The sequence below is a fragment of the Kribbella sp. WER1 genome (assembly GCF_054189145.1).
Genome location: NZ_CM135186.1, coordinates 6374491 through 6391152 on the forward strand (window position 1 = coordinate 6374491; position 16662 = coordinate 6391152).

13 protein-coding genes are annotated in these 16662 nt (G+C 70.0%); 6 read left to right on the forward strand and 7 right to left on the reverse strand.

The window, feature by feature from the left end:
• Positions 1 to 12: 12 nt before the first annotated feature.
• Complete coding sequence (locus tag ACXJJ3_RS31200; protein ID WP_458165429.1) at positions 13 to 1077, reverse strand: class I SAM-dependent methyltransferase; 1065 nt, start codon at positions 1075 to 1077, stop codon at positions 13 to 15.
• 94 nt (positions 1078 to 1171) lie between these two features.
• On the opposite strand from ACXJJ3_RS31200, the gene ACXJJ3_RS31205 reads away from it, so the two are divergent.
• From ACXJJ3_RS31205 to ACXJJ3_RS31220, 4 genes are all read left to right on the forward strand, one after another.
• Complete coding sequence (locus ACXJJ3_RS31205; protein ID WP_458165430.1) at positions 1172 to 3862, forward strand: AAA family ATPase; 2691 nt, start codon at positions 1172 to 1174, stop codon at positions 3860 to 3862.
• A 10-nt stretch (positions 3863 to 3872) separates the two neighbouring features.
• A complete protein-coding gene (locus ACXJJ3_RS31210) occupies positions 3873 to 5057 on the forward strand; it encodes a cytochrome P450 family protein (protein ID WP_458165431.1) in 1185 nt (394 codons plus the stop codon).
• Positions 5058 to 5109: 52 nt separating this feature from the next.
• Positions 5110 to 5739: a DedA family protein gene (locus tag ACXJJ3_RS31215; RefSeq protein WP_458165432.1), complete on the forward strand. Its 630-nt coding sequence runs from the start codon at positions 5110 to 5112 to the stop codon at positions 5737 to 5739.
• A gap of 78 nt (positions 5740 to 5817) precedes the next feature.
• A complete protein-coding gene (locus tag ACXJJ3_RS31220; RefSeq protein WP_458165433.1) occupies positions 5818 to 6963 on the forward strand; it encodes a hypothetical protein in 1146 nt (381 codons plus the stop codon).
• On the opposite strand, the gene ACXJJ3_RS31225 is transcribed toward ACXJJ3_RS31220, so the two are convergent.
• Positions 6958 to 7782, reverse strand: coding sequence for an acyltransferase domain-containing protein (locus ACXJJ3_RS31225; RefSeq protein ID WP_458165434.1), 825 nt, complete (start codon positions 7780 to 7782; stop codon positions 6958 to 6960). The two genes, ACXJJ3_RS31220 and ACXJJ3_RS31225, sit on opposite strands and share 6 nt — an antisense overlap.
• 50 nt (positions 7783 to 7832) lie before the next feature.
• On the opposite strand from ACXJJ3_RS31225, the gene ACXJJ3_RS31230 reads away from it, so the two are divergent.
• Positions 7833 to 8636 (forward strand): AraC family transcriptional regulator, encoded by an 804-nt coding sequence (locus ACXJJ3_RS31230; protein ID WP_458165435.1) that lies wholly within the window; start codon positions 7833 to 7835, stop codon positions 8634 to 8636.
• Between the two features lie 25 nt (positions 8637 to 8661).
• Positions 8662 to 9018: a VOC family protein gene (locus ACXJJ3_RS31235; protein WP_458165436.1), complete on the forward strand. Its 357-nt coding sequence runs from the start codon at positions 8662 to 8664 to the stop codon at positions 9016 to 9018.
• Positions 9019 to 9251: 233 nt separating this feature from the next.
• On the opposite strand, the gene ACXJJ3_RS31240 is transcribed toward ACXJJ3_RS31235, so the two are convergent.
• From ACXJJ3_RS31240 to ACXJJ3_RS31260, 5 genes are all read right to left on the reverse strand, one after another.
• Positions 9252 to 10304: a VPS10 domain-containing protein gene (locus tag ACXJJ3_RS31240; protein ID WP_458165437.1), complete on the reverse strand. Its 1053-nt coding sequence runs from the start codon at positions 10302 to 10304 to the stop codon at positions 9252 to 9254.
• An 84-nt stretch (positions 10305 to 10388) separates the two neighbouring features.
• Positions 10389 to 10676, reverse strand: coding sequence for a 4a-hydroxytetrahydrobiopterin dehydratase (locus ACXJJ3_RS31245; protein ID WP_458165438.1), 288 nt, complete (start codon positions 10674 to 10676; stop codon positions 10389 to 10391).
• Positions 10677 to 10680: 4 nt separating this feature from the next.
• The gene (locus ACXJJ3_RS31250) at positions 10681 to 13110 is read right to left on the reverse strand and encodes a glycoside hydrolase domain-containing protein (protein ID WP_458165439.1); all 2430 of its coding nucleotides are present in this window, start codon (positions 13108 to 13110) and stop codon (positions 10681 to 10683) included.
• Entirely contained in the window at positions 13107 to 14549 is a 1443-nt protein-coding gene (locus tag ACXJJ3_RS31255; protein ID WP_458165440.1) for an MFS transporter, read from the reverse strand. The genes ACXJJ3_RS31250 and ACXJJ3_RS31255 overlap by 4 nt, the downstream gene beginning before the upstream one ends.
• A 29-nt stretch (positions 14550 to 14578) precedes the next feature.
• The gene (locus tag ACXJJ3_RS31260; RefSeq protein WP_458165441.1) at positions 14579 to 16555 is read right to left on the reverse strand and encodes an ABC1 kinase family protein; all 1977 of its coding nucleotides are present in this window, start codon (positions 16553 to 16555) and stop codon (positions 14579 to 14581) included.
• Positions 16556 to 16662 lie beyond the last annotated feature (107 nt).

Consider the following 16662-nt stretch of genomic DNA (forward strand, 5'->3'; position numbering starts at 1 on the left):
TGAACTGTTCTGTCAAGGGCGGACCTCGAACACCAGGTTGAACGGCGTCTGCGCGACGGTCCGGAACCGGGTGAACCCGGCCGCCTTCGTGACGTCCCGGATCCGGGCCGGACCGGCCTGGGTACCGAGCGCAAGACCCACCGGCTGCGACAGCGACGCCGGCGTACAGAGCAGCGTCGAGAAGCCGTAGTACGCGCGGCCGACCGGGTTGAGGTTGTCCTCGACGTGGTCCCCGGCCATCGGCTCGACGAGCAGCCAGGTGCCGTCGGGCGCCAGCGCCTCGCGGACGTGCCGGGCTGCCCCGACCGGGTCGCCCATGTCGTGCAGCGCGTCGAACGTCGTCACCAGGCCGTACCCGGACCCGCTGAACCGGTCCGCCGGCGCGACCTCGAACGACGTCCGGTCGCCGACGCCCGCGTCCGCGGCGCGCTGCCGGGCGGTCTCGATCGACGCCTGGTGGTAGTCCGACCCGGTGAACCGCGACCGCGGGAACGCCCCCGCCATCAGGATCGTGGACGCGCCGTGCCCGCAGCCGATGTCGGCGACCGTCGTACCGCGCTCGAGTTTGTCCACGGCTCCTTCGAGCGCGGGCAGCCAGCTGGTCAGCAGGTTCGCGTTGTACGACGGCCGGAAGAACCGCTCGCACCCGATGTGCACGTCGGACGTGTGCTCGTGCCAGCCGATCCCGGCGCCGCTCCGGGCGGCCTCGATCGTCTCCGTGGCGTGCTGCACGGTGCCGAGCGCGATCTGGAAGAAGCCGGGTAGGTACGCCGGGCTGCTGGGGTCCGTCAGCGCGACGGTCTGCTCCGGCGGCAGCGTGTACCGACCGGTGGTGGCGTCGTACTCGACGAGCCCGCCGGCGGCCTGGGCGTTCAGCCATTCCCGCGTGTAGTGGCCGTCCGTGCCGGTGCGCTCCGCGAGTTCGGCCGGTGTGGCCGCGCCGTGATCGGCGAGTGCCTGGTAGTAGCCGAGCCGGTCGCCCATCACGACCAGCGCCGCGTTCAGAGTCGCTCCCACCTCGTCGACCGCCTTGTAGACAAGCCCCATCAGCTTGTCGGCATCAATTGCGACAGTCATCGTTCTTCTCCTCCTCCGAGAGCCGGTACGCCGAACGTAGGCAGCCGGACCCGGCCGTCGCATCAGGTGGGGCACCTGGTGGCACACTGCGAACATGCTCATCGGGCGTGATGCCGAACGCCGGGTGATCGAGCAACTGATCGCGGGGGCGCGGGTCGGAGCCGCCGGCGTACTGCTCGTCACCGGCGAACCCGGTATCGGCAAGACCACGCTGCTGGACGAGGCCGCCGTACTGGCCGACGGTCTGCAGGTCCTCCGGGCGCGTGGCACCGAGGCCGAAAGTGAACTGCCCTTCGCCGCGTTGCTGCAGTTGCTGCGACCCGCGCTGTCGAACCTGGATCGAATCCCCGGCCCGCAGCGGACCGCGCTCGCGGCGGCGCTGGCGCTCGCCCCGGGGTCCGGTACCGCCGATCGCTTCGCGGTCGGCGCCGCGACCCTCAGCCTGATCTGCCGGTACGCCGAGAACACGCCGGTCGTGCTGCTCGTCGACGACGCGCACCTGCTGGACCGGCCGTCCGCGGAGGCGCTGCTGTTCGCGGCTCGACGGCTGGTGGCCGATCCGATCGTGATGCTGATCGCGGTCCGGGACCAGCAGCCGTACGCGTTCCAGGCCGACCTGCCGCGGCTCCGGCTGGAGGGCATCCCGGTCGAGGCCGCGCAGCGGATCATGCCGCACCTGCCGGTGGAGCTGGTCGAGCAGTTGCACCACACGGTGGCGGGGAATCCGCTGGCGCTGCTGGAGCTTGCCGATGATCCGGATCGGCTGCTCCGGATACCGCCGGGCGTGCCGCTTCCGGTGCCGGCGATGCTCGCGGACGCCTTTGCCAGCAGGGCAAACCGGCTGAGCCGGGACGCGCGGACCGGGCTGTTGATCGCGGCGTTGGACGATCCGGAGCTGGGGGCGGTGTCGCGAGCGTGTGTCGAGGCCGGGGTCGAGGTGGCCGCTCTTGCGGAGGCCGAGGCGGCGGGTTTGATCGCGATCCGCGATGGTCAGGTGCAGTGGCGGCATCCGTTGGTGCGGTCGGCGATCTACGCGAGCGCGGATCCGGCGGAGCGTCGTACGGCGCATCGGGCGGTGGCTCGGGCTACGCCTGATCCGGACCGACGGGCGTGGCATCTGTCCGAGGCGGTGCTCGGGGCGGACGACGCGGTCGCGGCGGGGCTGGTCGTGGCGGCCGAGCATGCGGCGGCGCGTGGGGCGTATGCGGTCGCGGCGACGGCGTACGAGCGTGCGGGGCGGTTGAGTCCGGGAGTGCCGGAGCGTGCGGTCCGGCTGGTCGCGGCCGGGGAGGCTGCGTGGTCGGCCGGGCAGGGGGAGCGGGCCGAGGCGTTGCTCGACGACGCGTTGCTGCTGCGGCCGCCGGGACCGGTGTCGCTGCATGTGCAGGAGATTCGCGGTGACATCGAAGTGAAGTGCGGCTCGCCGCGGCGTGCGCGCGACCTGCTGGTGGCGGCCGCGTCCGAGTCCACGGACCCGGAGGTTGCAGTGGGGCTGCTTTCCGATGCGGTGTCCGCGTGCCTACGTCTGTGCGACACCGCGACCGGCCTCGACGTCGCCGCCCGCCTCGACAACCTGATACCCACCGTCGACCGCCCGGGCCCGCGGATCGTCGCCATGCTCGCGAGCGGCGTCGCGAAAGTACTCGCGGGCGGCAGCGGCGGCACCGATCAGATCCGCGCGGCCCTGGCCCTCGGCGCTCAGCCGGACGGGGACCGGCGGGGGCAGTTCTGGGCGGTGATGGGGGCGTTGTTCCTGCGGGAGACCGGCACCGGGCGGGCGTTGTTGCAGCAGGTGATGCATGAGCGGCGGGAGCAGGTTGCGCTCGCGGCGCTGCCCGGGTTGCTGTTCCTGCTGGCGCGGGACGACGCGACGACCGATCGCTGGGCCGATGCGGAGGCGTCGTACGACGAGGCGATCCGGTTGTCGCGGGAGACCGGGGAGACGACCGAGGAGGCGATGAACCTGGCCGGGCTGGCGTGGTTGATGTCGCACCAGGGCCGGGCGCGGTCGCGGGAGCTCGCCGAGTTGTCTCTGCGGATCTGCGCCGCGCGCGAGATCCACATCGGTACGACGTGGTCGTTGTTCGCGCTGGGCGACCTCGAGCTGGCGCGGGGCGATCCGGCGGCGGCGTTGCCGCAGTACGAGCGGCTGGTCGACGTACTGGCGGAGTACGGCATCAAGGATCCGGACCTGTCGCCGGCGCCGGAGCTGACCGAGGTGTACCTGCGGCTCGGACGGCCGGACGACGCGCGCCGGGTGGCGTTCGAGCACTCCGTACTGGCAGCGGCGAAAGGGCAGCCGTGGTCGTTGGCGCGGGCGGCCCGGGCGCGCGGCGAGGCGGACGAGAACGAGCAGGACTTCCGTACGGCGCTCAGCCGGCACGACGAGACCCCCGACGCGTTCGAGCTGGCGCGCACCCGGCTCGCGTACGGCGCCTGGCTCCGGCGGGTCCGGCGGCGCGTGGACGCGCGGACGCAGCTCCGGCAGGCGGTGGAGGGGTTCGACAGGCTCGGGGCGCTCGGGTGGGCCGACCAGGCGGCGGCCGAGCTCAAGGCGACCGGCGAGACCGCACGGCGGCGCGTGCCGAGTACGGCGGACGAGCTGACCCCGCAGGAACGGCAGATCGCCGTACTGCTGGTGGACGGGCACAGCATCCGGGAGGCCGCGGCGCGGCTGTTCCTGAGCCCGAAGACCGTCGAGTACCACCTGCGCAAGATCTACGCGAAGCTCGGCATCCACTCCCGCGGCGAGCTGTCCGAGCACGTCGCTCCGGGCCGAACGTAGGCTGGTCGGCATGCGGCAACCGTTCACCGAGACCAGTGGTATCGCCCGGCACTGGGGTTTCGAGGACCTCGCCTCGACCGGACCCGTGCAGCGCTACACGATGTTCACCGGCGTCCCCGTCCAGCTCGTCACCGGGTACGCCGAGACGCGTGAGCTGCTCGCGCATCCGGACGTGGTGCGTTCGTCGATGGAGGGTCCGCACCGGGACGCGGTGATGGACGACCTGATCGCCAGCACCGAGCAGCACATGCTGAATTTCAACCCGCCGGACCACACCCGGCTGCGCAAGCTGGTCACGGCCGCGTTCACCCGACGCCGGATCGAGGCGCTCGAGCCGCGGATCCGCGAGATCGCGACCGGTCTGCTCGACGAGATGGCCGGTGCGGACGGCCCGGTCGACCTGGTGAACGCGTACAGCTATCCGCTGCCGATCACCGTGATCTGCGAGCTGATCGGCATCCCGGCCGTGCGCCGCGACGACTTCCGCCGCTGGTCGTCGGTGTTCGTGAACGCCGCCGTGCACACCCCGGAGGAGTACGTCGAGGCGATCACGCTGATGCGCGAGTTCGTGCACGAGCTGATCGCGCAGAAGCGGCAGGCGCCGACCGACGACCTGCTGTCCGGGCTGATCGCGGTGCAGGACGACGGCGACCGGCTGAGTGAGGACGAGCTGACCTCGATGGTGTTCCTGCTGCTCGCGGCCGGTCACGAGACCACGGTCAGCCTGATCAGTAACGGAGTACACGCTCTGCTTCGGCATCCGGACCAGCTCGAGCTGCTGAAGGCCGAGCCCGAACGGCTCCCCGCGGCCGTCGAGGAGCTGCTCCGGTACGACGGCCCGCTGCAGGCGGCGATCCCGTACGTCGCCCGCGCGCCGATCGACATCTCCGGGCGGCGGATCGAGGCCGGCGAGGTGATCGTGTTCGCGCTGCTGCCGGCGAACCGCGACGTCCGGAAGGTGGAGCGGGCCGACGAGCTGGACGTCACCCGGTCGGACTCCGCACACCTCGCCTTCGGGCACGGGATCCACCACTGCCTGGGCGCTCCGCTCGCCCGGTTGGAGGGGCGGATCGCGCTGGAGTTGCTGTTCGAGCGGTACCCGCGGCTGCGGCTCGCCGTACCGGGGCAGGATCCGCCGCGACACCCGAGCTTCCTGATGAACGCGATCAGCGAACTGCCGGTGAACCTCAGCTGAATGACACCGCTGGGATTGCAGCTCTCTTGACCGGCAATGGCATCCTTTCGGGGTGACGGAGTTGATGGAGGTCGCGCGGCACCTGCTGAGCATCGCGATGGCGTCGCACTGGCTGCTGCTGATCCTGTTCGTCGCCGCCGCGGTCGACGCGGTGTTCCCGGTGGTGCCCAGCGAGGGCATGGTGATCACCGCCGGCATGGCCGCGGCCGCCGGCCACCAGAACCTGCCGCTGGTGATCGCGGTCGCGATGGCCGGCTCGGTGCTGGGCGAGTCGTTCTGCTACTTCCTCGGCCGCGGCTCGGGTCCGGCGCTGCACCGCTGGATGAAGCGCCAGGAGCGCCGCCAGCAGCTCTACGACCGGGTCTCCGGTGCGCTGCACAAACGCGGCGGGCTGATCCTGATGACGGTCCGCTACATCCCCGGCGCCCGGATGGTCGCGACGTTGACCGCGGGCGCGACCCGGTACTCGTTCAAGAAGTTCCTGGTCTTCACGTTCTTCGGCGTGACCATCGCGTACACGTACGTCGCGCTGCTTGGCTACCTCGGCGGGGACGCGTTCGCGCACGACCAGCTGAAGGGGCTGGCGTTCAGCCTCAGCCTGGCCGCTGTCATCGGTCTGGTCATCGAGACGTCCCGCCGGATCGCGAACCGGCGACGCACCGCGAAGATCACAGGCGCCTAACGATCGCTGCGCCGGTTTCCGACCGGGCGCGTGTCCCGTTCCAACCTTTGCGGCGTTCCGTGCGTCAGTAGAGGGGTGGTGAGGCCTGGGGTGAACCTCGCGGCCGCCGCGGTGGTCATCGCGGCGGTGATGGCCGGGTGCGCCGACGTACCACCGGCGGGTGCTCCGAAGTCCGGCCAGCCGACGGTTCCGCGGACCGGTGTGACGCCGGGTACGACGCCTGGTACGACGACAGCGTCGGTGCCGCCGGCGACGGGAAAACTACCCGCCGCGGCTCCGGTATTGCGGTCCTTCCCGGCGCGGCTGCCGAACGGGAAGCCGCCGCTGTTCGTCGTGGTCTCGTTCGACGGCGCCGGCGACCTCGGGCTCTGGCAGCACTGGCGCACGGTCGCCAAGCAGGTCAACGCGCGGATGACGTTCTTCCTGTCCGGGCCGTACCTCTACCCGGAGGACCACCGCACCGACTACAAGCCGCCGTACAAGAAGCCCGGCGCCTCCGACATCGGCTGGGGCGACACCGCGAACATCCTCGGCCGGACCAAGGTCCTGCGGGAAGCGATCGCCGAGGGCCACGAGATCGGCACGCACGCCAACGGGCACTTCTGCGGCAAGAACGGCATCGGCCGCTGGACCACCGCGCAGTGGACCGCGGAGCTGAACGCGTTCGACCGGATGGTCCGGACCGGGCCGACGCTGGCCGCGGGCAAGACCGTCGAGCCGCCGTTCGACCCGTCCACCGTCAAGGGCATGCGGACGCCGTGCCTGGAGGGCAACCGCGCCGCGTACCGGGCAGCGATGGTACGCCGCGGCATGCTGTACGACGCCTCCACGCCCGGCTACCTCGCGTGGCCGAAGAAGGAGAACGGGGTCTGGAACTTCCCGCTCGAGTCGGTGCCGCTCGCGGGGACCAAGAAGATCACGCTGACGATGGACTACAACCTCTGGTACTCGCAGACCAAGGCGAAGAAGGCCCCGATCGCCCAGGCGCCGGCGATGAAGGCGCAGGTGCTCGCGACGTACCGGCAGACGCTGGCCAAGTCCCGCGCGACCGGCAACCCGCCGCTGTTCCTCGGCAACCACTTCAACCACTGGAACAACAGCGTGTACTCCGACGCGCTCACCCAGTTCGTGCTGGAGACGTGCAAGCAGCCCGACGTCCGGTGCGTGTCGAACATGGAGCTGGCGAGCTGGCTGGCGAAGAACGGCGTACCGGCCCGCTCATAGCTCCAGGTAGCCGAACCCGCTCTGCCAGGTGCCGCCGTCCTTGATCCGGCCGACGACCAGCCGCTGCAGGGTGGTGTCCTGCGGGAGTTCGTCGAGGTGGTCGGTGCCGTGCGTACGGAACGTGAAGAAGATCGCGCTGTCCTGGCTGTCGACCGGCGTCCCGTATGGCGTGAACCGGCGGCCGAACTTCACCATGTTCGAGTCCTGCGGGAGGTGGTCCAGCAGGTACGGGTCGATCAGCCACGACCACAGCGTCGCGACCCGCACCGGGTGCTCCGGGAAGTACCGCGGGAAGAACTCGCGCGCCTGCTGCAGGCTCTCGTCGACCAGCTCCGGCGTCAACGGGCCGGTCTCCGGGATGTGCACGCCGATCACCCACTCGCCGATCTCGACACCCGGGACCGGGTCCTTCTCGGTGATCTCGTAGATCATGTACTGCAGCCGGCCGAGCGAGTAGATCTGCCCGTTCCAGAAGTGCCGCAGCCACCAGTGCGTCTCCAGGCCGTAGTCACCGTGCGTACGCCGGTTGACCTTCAGCTGCTGCCCGAGGTCCGCGAGTGACGCCCAGCTGATCTCGTCCGGGATGCCGCGCTCGCGGTGGAACGCGCGGATGTCCGGCACCGTGTCGAGGTACGCCTGCACCGAGTTCCGCGGATCCTCGGGAAAGGTCGGCTCGGGCTCCTTCCCGAGCTTCCCGACCGCGTCCCGCAACTGGCCGGCCAGACTCTTCACCGCCACCGGATCCGCCGCGAACGCCTCGGCCGCGTCCCGATCGAGCTCCGAAAACCCCAGCAGCCGGTACTCCTCAGCAGTCGTCACCGGTCAACGGTAACCGATGCAGGAGCGGACAGAACCTTACGATCTGAGGCGTGAGCTACCAGCGGTTTCCGGCGCCGAGGCGGTTGCAGGGCGTGGTCGAGCATGTCTGGATGGTCGAGTCCGCGCCGTTGGCGGCGATCCGGCGGGAGATCCTGATCCCGAACGGCCGGCCAGGGCTGGCGATCGCGCTCGGCGATCCCGGGACGCGGCACGACCCGGTGACGCGCGCCTGCTGGGTGAATGCGGCGTCGGTGTTCGGCGTGATGACGCGGCCGCACGTGCTCGGGCAGGTCGGCACGTCGAGCTACGTCGGAGTCGAGTTCACGCCGTGGGGGCTGGCCGCGTTCGGGTGGCCGCCGTTGGTGGACGACGTACAGGAGGTGGGGGACTGGGCCGGCGGGTTGGTGGGGGAGTTGCGGGCGGTGCCGTTCGGGGACGCGCGAGCGGAGCGGATGGCGGGGTTCCTGGCGGCGCGGTTGACCGGGGCCGACGGACCGCCGGCGGTGGTCGAGGCGGTGCGGGCGATCGACGAGCTGCGCGGGCGGGTCGCGGTGGCCGACGTCGTGCGACGGTGCGGGACGTCGTACAGCACGCTGTACCGGCTGTTCCGGCGAAGCGTCGGGATCGGGCCGAAGCAGTACGCCGAGATCATCCGGTACTACGACTTCGTCGGCGGACTGCTCGGTGGTCCGGCGGACGCGGCGGCGACACTGGCCGCGCTGCACGGGTACTACGACCAGGCGCACGCGGCGCGGGAATTCAAGCGGTACACCGGCGTCAGCGCGACGACGTTCCTCGAGGTGCAGAACGGGATCGCGGCGCTGATGCATGGAAGATCCGTCCAAGACGACTAGCCGTCCGGTCGGCAGGATCGGGGCTATGGGACGAATCATCCATGTCGAGATAGTTGCCGAGGACCACGATCGCGCGGCCGAGTTCTACACCAAGGTCTTCGGCTGGCAGGTCACGCCCGCCCCCGCACCGGACGCGTACCTACTGGCACGCACCGGCGCCGGCGAGGGCATCGACGCCGCAATCATGAGCAACCGCTACCAGTCGCAACCCACCATCGCCTGGATCGAAGTCGACAACCTGGAAACAACCCTCCACACCGCCCGAACCGCCGGCGGCACCCCGGTCGGTGAGATCCAACACCTCCCCGGCATAGGCCATCTCACCTACGTACGCGACACCGAAGGAGTCCTGCTAGGCCTCCGCCAACCCTCCTCCAGCTAATCACGCAAGCGAACAGACGAGAGATTGAGAGTGGTGGTTGGGCAGGTCTCGGACGACCACCAGTCCTCCGCCGAGTCGTGGCAAACGGCCCGCACCCCCTGCGGCGAGTCGTGAGAAAAGGCGCCAGAAACCAGCCACCGTCCACGACTCGACGAACAGGTGCCGAGCCGTTCGCCACGACTCGGCGAAGAGCGGCATCCACTCTCAATTCTTCTTTCCTTTCTCTTCTTTCTTTAGCGTTCTTCGGCTAGGCCTAGGTAGAGGATTTTGGGGTTGGCGGGGTTGAAGGTGAGGGACGGGATGCCGTCGTTGTGGTTGTGGTGTTTGGTGAGGGTGCCGGTGGAGGGGACGAAGCGGTAGAGGTCGGCGCCGAAGTTGGCGAAGGAGGTGCCGTAGCTGAAGTAGAGGAGGTCGGGGTCGACGGGGGAGGCCCACATGCGGTTGCCGTTGATGAGGTCGGCGCGGGACTGGTCGAGGACCTCGTGGAACTTGAGGCCGCCGTCGTCGGACTGCCAGATGAAGCGGGTCGAGCGGTCCCGGTCGTAGCCCTCCAGCCACACCTTCGACGGGTCGGCCGGCGAGATCGCCAGGCTGAACGCGTTCACCCGTTCGACCGCCCGCGACCGCGTCCAGCTCCGGCCGCCGTCGTACGTCGTGTAGACGCCGTCGGACATCACGCCGATGACGATGTGGTCGGGGTTCCGCGGGTCCACCACCGCGTCGTACAGGAACAGGTCACGCGCCGCCGGTACGCCGACGCGCTGCCAGCTCGTGCCGTCGTCGGTGGAGTCGTAGAGCTGGCCGTCCGTCGACACGGCGCGCAGTCGCCCGGGGCGGGCGTCGAGGGCGGCGAGGCCGTTCCATTCGACCGGGCCGTTGACGGTACTGACCTGCGAGCCGTGGACGCGGTGGATCGGCTGGTCGTTGACGCTGTAGATGTACGCCGAATCGCCCGGCCCGGGCTGGACGTCGTACGTGCTGAGGTCGTCGGGTGACTTGTCGAGCAGCTGCCAGCTGCACCCGGCGTCGCTGGATCGCTGGATCGACCGCTGGCCGATGCTGATCAGGGTGTTGGGTTCGGGGAGGGCGGCGACCTTCGCGTACGTGACGGCCTGCAGTTTGCCGGTCGTCGGCGCGAGGGTTTCTCCGTCGGTGTCGGTGATCGTCACCGAGCCGTCGCCGTACACGGTGTCGCAGTGCGGCGGGTTCCAGAACCAGCCGGGGTCCGCGGAGTACGACGGAACCAGTGCCAAGAGGACGGTCAGAGCACTCGTGATCGGGGTCATCCCTTAGATTTAAGGGCTTTCCCCGCGCCGGACCAGCGCCTGCCGTGGCCAACAGGCGCCATGACGGAAAGCGGTCAGCCGATCTCAGCCGGCAGCTGTGTCGATGTGGCGGGCGAGGACCAGATCGTCCTCGGTGATCCCGCCGGCCTCGTGGCTGCTGACCCGGAAGGTGATCGTCGTGTACCGGATGTCGATGTCCGGGTGGTGGTTCATCGACTCGGCGAGCTGCGCGACGGTCGCGACCAGCCGGATGCCGTCCAGGAAGTTGTCCCTCGTGACACTGCGGACCAGTTCGCCGTCCACGACCTTCCAGCTCGGCAGGTGGTCGCGCAGTGCGAGGTCGATCTGGTCGTCGGTCAAAAGGTCAGCCATGCGCTCACTCTAGACCCCCGAGCGTCGCGATGACGTCGGTACGCCAGGCCCGGTACCGGACCGGGTCCTCGGTGAACGTTCGCTGGTCGGTGACCACGGGGTTCGCGGCGAGCAGCGCGGTCGCGTGCGCCCGGACCGGCGGCGGGACGTGCTGGTCGGTGCGGAGGCGTTCGCGGAGCAGCCAGAGCAGGTTGTAGTCCTCCATGCCGTCGCGGAAGTTCTCCAGCCGGATCGACGCCATCGGTCCGTTCGGGCCCGGGTAGAACATCGAGCCGTCGCCCGCGGTGCCGTTGAAGGTGCCGGCCTTCCACGCGGACAGGATGCCGTCGTTCACCAGCAACTGGTTCGCGTGGTCGGTGCGCAGCCAGCGGTTCGTCGCGTAGTACAGCATGCCTTCGACGCCCGCCTTGAAGGACATTGGTCCGGCCAACGTTCGGGTGTCGATCGGCGGGTAGCCGTTGAACCAGTTCGGCAACGGTGAGCCGGTGGCGATGTCCGGATACCACCAGGCCTGGTCGCCGCGGGCGCGGGTACGGTCGGCGACGGCCTGGCTGTACAGGTCCTGCTGCGGCGCCCAGATGTCGACGAGTCCGGTCAGCCCGGTGTCGACGCCCATCGAGTTGTCCCGCAGCGTGGTCATGATCGGCAGGTCCGGGAACGCCTGCTTGACCGCGGCGAACGTGCGCTTGGCGGCTTCCAGCAGCGGTCCGCTCGCCTCGTCGAAGCCGTAGACGTACGCGTACTTGTCGACACCGGCCGCACGGTAGCTGCCCATCGCGGTCCGCAGCTGCGCGATCCAGGTGTCGATCTGCGCCTGCCAGGTCTCGGGCTTGGACGCGTTCAGCATCCCCGCCCACAGGTAGAACGCGTTGAAGTCACGCAGGCCGTAGTGGTCGCGGATGTACAGCACGTCCTCGACAGGCGTCGGGACGATCACCGGGTTCGCGTTCGACGGGATACAGGTGCAGGTGTAGAGCTGGTCGGGCTCGATCTTGTAGTCGTGCAGGAAGGACCAGTACTGATGCTTGGTCGCCCCCTGCGCGGCCGGGTCGGTGATGCCGTACAGGTCGTTCACGATCGCGGGCGTGAACTGGAAGCTCGTGTTCAGCTTCGGCGCGTCCGGCACCGTCACCGGCCATACCTTCGCCGCAACGGTCATCGTCCGGGTCTGTTTGCCGGCTGCCGTGAACCCGACGGTGACGTGGTACGTCCCGGGCTTCGCGTTCGGCGCGGCCTTCAACCGGATCCAGTACGGCTGGAAGGAGTCCGCAGGTACGTCGACCGTCGTCAGGTCGTCGCGGATCGGGTCCGGCGTCCACCCGGCGTACGTCGGCCGGTGGTACACGTTCGTCGGCGTCACGTCGAGCGAACCGACCGGCGCGACGGTCGCCTGCAGGCCAGGCGGCGCTGAGGTCACCCGCGCCTGTACGCCGGTCAGCGGCTCGGCGAACGGCAGGACGACGGCCTGCACGCTCTCGTACTCCCCGCGGGTCAGCGACACCGTCGGCGCCGTCCCGGTCGAGGTGAACGGGAGGTCCTTCGGATACACGAGCGTCATCGAGTCCGCGGACTCGAGCCCGAAGTCCGCCTGCCTGTCGTGGGTCCACGCCTGGATCGTGTTCGCCAGCCGCGGCACCGTCCGCTGCAGCGCGGCGACGGCGGCATTGAACGGCCTGTACTGCGCGTAGGTCATCGGCCCGAGCTGCTGCCGTAGATCCGCGCACTGCTTCGCGGCCGCATCCACCTGCGCCCGCAGCTCGGCGTTGTCGGTCCGGAGGCCCTTGAGCTGGGTGTCGAGCTTGGCCAGTACGCCGCTGAAGTCCGCGAGCCGGAGCAGCTGCCGCGCCGCCTGATCGGCGTACGGCGTCTCGTCGTACGGGTAGCTGTCGACCAGCCGGAACGCGTCGTAGTGGCCGATCACCGGAGTCGTCGAGCGTGGTATCGAGAAGCCGATGTAGGCGATCCGGCTGATGTCGACACCGGCCGCCGCGATGGTCTTCAGCTGCAGGTCGATCGGCGTCCAGTCGCGGGCCCGGATCGGGTAGTCGACGCCCCATGCCTTGTTCGACTGGTCCCGGACCGTGATCCGGCCGACGGTCGTGTAGTCCTGCTCGGTGAAGAAGTCGAACCCGAGGACCGCGTGCCCGGACCAGTCGGAGACCGGGAGGCTCGGCGTCCCGGCGTACAGGTTGATCCCGGACGACGCGGTCGCACCCGGGGTACTGGCCGGGCCGACGGTGAACTTCAGCCCGGAGCTGCCGTGCGTCGGGTCGGCCGTCCGCTCGATCCGGTCCACCTGGGGGAGCGTGACGGTCGCCCCCTGGAGGTCGGCGTCGGACTCGAAGTCCTGGAATACGCCGTCCGGTGCGGTGCCGGCCGACAGCACGCCGACCACCAGATTGCTTGCGGCCAGCAACAGTCCGAGCTTCCTCACGAGACACCCTTCTCGCCGGAATTACGGCCCTTACCGTAAAACGGCGAGGAGGGTGCGTCAAGATGGCGGGCCCGCGGCGCCGCCAGGAAGCCGAGGAGGGCCAGTACGGCGCCTGCGGTGATGATCGTGCCGAAGACCCACGGGCGCGGGTTGTCGGCGTTGAAGGCGAGCAAGGTGCCGCTGATCGCGAGGCCGGTGGCGATGCTCATCGTCGACGCCATCTGTCCGGCGCTGGAGTTGCGTCCGGAGTTGCTCTGGTCGGACAGGTCGAGCGTCAGCACCGACAGGCTGGACGAGCTGAGGCCCATCCCGATCCCCGCGAACCCCCAGCCGATCAGCCCGAACCACGTCGACGCGTCGGTCCACGCGAGCAGCGACGTCATGGCGATCCCGATCGCCATGAACGCCAGCCCGGTCCGCAGTACGACGACTCGCTCGAACCCGTGCTCCCGCCCCTGCAGCCACGAACCGAACGCCCAGCACACGCCGGTGATCGACAACGTCACCCCGGCCTTCGACGGGCTGAAGGCGTGCTGCAGCGTGAGCAGCAACGGCAGGTACGCCCCGACCCCGGCGAAGGCCGCACCGCCGAGCGCACGGACCGCGACCACGGCCGGGAACCCCCGCTGCGCGGTGAACGTGCCCGCGGGCATCACCCGTACGGCGGCCCGTCCGAGGACCACGAGCGCGACGAGGACCGCCGTACCGCCGAGCACCGGATGCGCTTCGAGGTGATCACCGGCAACGGTCATCGAGAACAGCGCGACCGACGCCGCGAGCGCCCACGGGAGCGCGGCCCGCCACGCCTCCAGCTCGGCCGCGTCCTCGGCGGTACGTTCCGGCGCCGGTACGTCGGCGGACTGGCGCATCGCCGGACGGAGCAGCAGCCAGCTCGGTACCAGCAACGCGACCGCGCCGAGGAAGACCCAGCGCCAGCCGAACTGCTCCGTGACGACACCGGTCAGCACCGGGCCGAGCACCGACGGCAGGATCCACATCGCGGCGAACAACGAGAACATCCGCGGCCGCAGTACGGCGGGCAGCGCCCGGGCGACCAGCACCATCAGCGACACGTCGAGCAGCCCCTCGGCGAGACCGCTGAGCAGCCGCCCGGCGATCACCATCGGCATCGCGGTCGCCGTACCGACGAGCAGCTGGGCGAGTGCGAACGAGACCGCGCCGGCCCGCAGCGTCGGGATCGGGCCGCGGCGGTCCGACCAGAGGCCGGCGACCGCGAGCGAGATCAGGTAGCTCGCGTTCGGCGTGGCGTTCGCGAGGCCGAAGCTGCCGAGCGCGTCGAACTCGCGGACCATCGTCGGCAGCGCCGTACCGACCGCGCGGTTCTCGAACGCGCCGAGCGTGACGAGGCCGATCACCCCGAGAACCAGCGGCAGATGCTGTCCGGTGAAGAGCCTGGGGCGGGTCTCGGCGATCGTCATGCACGCTATCGTCGAAGGTGAAGTGAGGTTTAAGTCAAGCGGTTGCCCGGCAGCCGGAAGATCAGTACCAGCACGCGGAGCACCAGGACCGCGCAGATCACCAGCAGGTTGTAGCCGAACAGCTGGAACAGCGACATGGTCCCGGTGATCTTCGGGCCGCCCGGAGTGCCGAGCAGCAGCACCGCCATGATGCCCGCGGTCGCGCCGAGGATCACCAGCAGCACCTGGTGCAGTAGCCCGGTGAAGTGCCGGCGGTCGCGTTCGTCGGCGAGCAGCCGGACGGTCACCCCGAGCCGGCCGCTCTCCGCGGCGGCCGCGATCCGGTCGATCCGGCGGGGGAGGCGGCGCAGCATCGGGAGCAGTTGGGCCAGCTCTTCGGTCGCCGTACGGCGGAGCGCGTCCGGGGCGAGCCGGTCGATCACGTGCGCACCGGCGAACTGCCGGGACGCCGCGACCAGGTCGAAACCGGGGGAGATCCGGGAGATCGTGCCCTCGATCGTCGCCAGCGCCCGGAACACCGCGGCGACCTCGGGCGGTACGCCGAGTTCGTGCGAGGTGATGATCGTGAACAGGTCGTTGAACATCGCCGGGCCGAGCGTGACGCCCGCCGACAGGTACTTCGTCATGAACTGGCCGACGGCGCGTTCCAGCGAGCGTTCGTCGATCATGTCCGGGCGGTAGACGATCTCCAGCAGTGCGTCCGTGGCCGCGACCGGGTCGGCGTGGTCGATCGCGAGCAAGAACCGCTGCAGCGCCTCCCGGGTCGCCGGGTCGAGGCGCCCGACCGAACCGAGGTCGAGCATCCCGATCCGGCCGTCCGCGAGCAGCAGGAAGTTGCCCGGGTGCGGGTCCGCGTGGAACACCCCGTCGATCGCCACCTGCCCGAGCAGACAGTCGAACAACGTCCGCCCGAGCCGGGCCGGGTCCAGCCCGCGGTCGGCGATCGCCTGCCGCGCGTTCCCGAGGCCGATCCCGTCGAGCCGCTGCATGGTCAGCACGCGGCGGGTACTGCGCTCCGGGTACAACCGCGGTACGACAAGTTCCTTGCTCCCGGCAACCGAACGCCCGGCCGCGACCGTGGTCATGTTCCCGGCCTCGACGGCGAAGTCCAGCTCCTCCCGCATCGCATCCGCAAACCCGTCGGCAAGCGCCCGCACCCCCATCGCCCGCCCCCAGTCCGTATTCCGCTCCAACAACCGAGCAAGCCGCCGGACGATGTCCAGATCCCTCTCCACCAGCCCCGCGATCCCCGGCCGCTGCACCTTCACCACCACGTCGGACCCGTCTGTCAGCCTCGCGGTGTAGACCTGGGCTACTGAGGCGGCGGCCAGGGGAGTCGGGTTGAAGTCGGCGTACAAGTGGTCGAGTGGTGCGCCCAGTTCCGCTACGAGGACCTGTTCGACGGCGGGCCAGGGGGCGGGGGTTACCTGGTCCTGGAGGCGGCTGAGTTCGGTGGCGACCGATGGCGGGATGATGTCGCTGCGGGTGGAGAGGACCTGGCCGAGTTTGACGAAGGTGACGCCGGCCTCGTCGAGGGCCAGGCGTAGTGAGCGGGCCAGGTCGGCCTGGCCGGCGGCGTTCTCGCGGCCGGGGCGGCGGCGGCCGCGCAGGTACGGGCCGAGGCCGTGCTTGATCGCGATCCGGAGGATCTGCAGGTACCGGCGGGTGCGCGCGATCCGGCCGCTCAGGTCCCGCCGCAGGTCGCGGGCCCGTGGCAACGACCCGGTCGGCACCAGTGCCTCCGCGAGTACCAGCGAGACCAGGCCGGCGACCATCGACACCAGTGCGATCAGCACCATGTACGCGATCGCGGCGCCGTTCGACCCGGTCCACGGCGGCGGGCCGATCATCGCCACCGCCAGCGGTCCGGACACGCTCAGCGTGATCAGCGCACCGACCGCCAGCCGCCCGAACCCGAACCGCACCCCGAGCAGCCGCTGCGCGATCGGCACGAAGATCACCATGAACAGGACCAGGTTGGTCAGCCGCAACACGACAACGTCCATGCCCCGCACCCTAGGCGTTCGACCTCCCACCGCGGCTCCCCCACGCGAGGGGTTGCCCCCTGACCCGGAGGGTTGCCCCCTCGGATTCTGAGGGGGCAACCCTCCAG